This window comes from Microbacterium sp. Bi128, assembly GCF_918698205.1.
Map to the genome: position 1 here is coordinate 1 of NZ_CAKKMM010001094.1, position 1,732 is coordinate 1,732.

Consider the following 1,732-nt stretch of genomic DNA (forward strand, 5'->3'; position numbering starts at 1 on the left):
GGCGCAGCCGGGGTGGGAGTACGCCAATCTGGCCATCCGCAGCAAACGGCTGCGTCACATCGCCGGCGAACAGCTCGGTCCCGCCGTGGCCATGGAGCCGACCCTCGTCACGCTCTACGCGGGCGGCAACGACATCCTGGATTTCGGCACGGACATCGAGGCCCTCATGCGGGACTACGAGTCCCTGGTGGCTGCGCTCGCCGGCACGGGGGCAACGCTGGTGCTCTTCACCGGCTTCGACGTCAAGGTCTCCGCGTTGCTGGAGCCGCTGAAGAAACGCAACGCCTTCTATAACCGGCGCGTCCGCGAGATCGCCGGCCGCTACGGCGCGGTGCTTGTGGACTACTGGTGCTTCGACGCCTTCCATGACCCGCGGATGTGGGATTCGGACCGGCTGCATATGTCCAAGGCAGGCCACAAATACCTCGCCTCACAGGTCCTGGACCACCTCGGCGTGCCGCACAAGATCAAACCCAGGGAATGGGAGCCGCCCGTGAAACCGGGCCTGCGGGAGTGGGAACGCCGGCAGCGCCGCTGGGTCCGCGACTGGGTATTGCCGTTGTTCGGGCGGAAGCTCCGCGGCGTAACCCTCGGCGATCAGCTCCGGCCGCGCTGGCCCGAACCCGTGCGGGTCCCGCGCAAGGGCGGCCTGAAGAAACTGCTGCCCGACCAGCGCGCCAGCGGCCAGTCCGGCGCCGGGTAGCCGCCGGGACTCAGCTGTCCAGCAGGTTTTCGTAGCCCGGAGCCACCCTGTTGGCGTGGAACTCCATGACCTCGAATTCAGCCACACCGTTGACGTAGAACGGGTCCTTGGCCAGGGCGGCGTCAAGGCTGGCCCGGTCCGCGTTCGAGAGCAACAGACCGCCGGTGCGGGGGATTTTGCGCCCCGCGACCATGAAGACGCCGTCGTCGAAGGCTGCCTGCAGCCACGTCACGTGCGCCGGAAGATGGAACTCCACAATGTCCTCGGGGACTTTGTATGTCAGGGAGACTACGTACATGCGGCCAGCCTACCGGTAGCTGGCCACGGACAGGCGGGAAGTTTTCCGGAATTGCCCCCGCTGAAGTTGAATCGTCAAGCTTCCAGTCTCCTAGAATGTAGCCATGACAGAACCCCGCTGGCTCAACGCCGACGAACGACGGGCCTGGCTGGCCCAGCTCAGCATCAACACCATGCTGCCGGCCGCCCTGGACACCCAGCTCCACGCCGCGGGCAAGCTTTCCCTGTTCGACTACAACGTGCTGGCGATGCTTTCCGAGGCCGAAGGGCGCTTCCTGCCCATGAGTGAGCTCGCCGCGCGCACCAGCGCCTCCCTGTCCCGGCTCTCGCATGTGGTCACCAAGCTGCAGAACCGCGGCTGGCTGGAGCGCAGGCCGCACCCGGGCGACGCCCGCGTGACCACGGCCCACCTGACCGATGCCGGAATGCAGACGATTGTGAAACTCGCCCCGGGGCATGTCGAGGCGGTCCGCTCACTGTTCCTCGACGCCCTGAGCCCCGAGGACGTCGCGGACCTGGCCCGGATCGGCGAAAAGATCGTGGCCCGACTCGACGACGACCACTGGATCCTGCGCGACATCTAAGCGCGACAGCCGAAGGTGCCGCAGTCCGACGTCGGGCATCACCGTCTTTGTTGCTCACGGCAACTGCTGGCAGACTGGATCCATGGATTTCACGTCCCGCTACGTTGCCCTTGGAGACTCCTTTACGGAAGGCGTCGGCGACGACGAC

At 66.3% G+C, this 1,732-nt stretch carries 3 protein-coding genes; 2 read left to right on the plus strand and 1 reads right to left on the minus strand.

What is annotated here, in order from left to right:
• Positions 1-703: SGNH/GDSL hydrolase family protein (locus LQV45_RS30085; RefSeq protein WP_230010862.1), on the plus strand; the 703-nt coding region annotated here is incomplete at its 5' end.
• Between the two features lie 10 nt (positions 704-713).
• Here LQV45_RS30085 and LQV45_RS30090 read toward each other — a convergent pair.
• Positions 714-1,001 carry a YciI family protein gene (locus LQV45_RS30090; RefSeq protein ID WP_018776102.1) on the minus strand — a complete coding sequence of 96 codons (288 nt, stop codon included), beginning with the start codon at positions 999-1,001 and terminating at the stop codon, positions 714-716.
• 103 nt (positions 1,002-1,104) lie between these two features.
• On the opposite strand from LQV45_RS30090, the gene LQV45_RS30095 reads away from it, so the two are divergent.
• Positions 1,105-1,584, plus strand: a complete 480-nt coding sequence (locus tag LQV45_RS30095; RefSeq protein WP_223915074.1) for a MarR family winged helix-turn-helix transcriptional regulator — start codon at positions 1,105-1,107, stop codon at positions 1,582-1,584.
• Positions 1,585-1,732 lie beyond the last annotated feature (148 nt).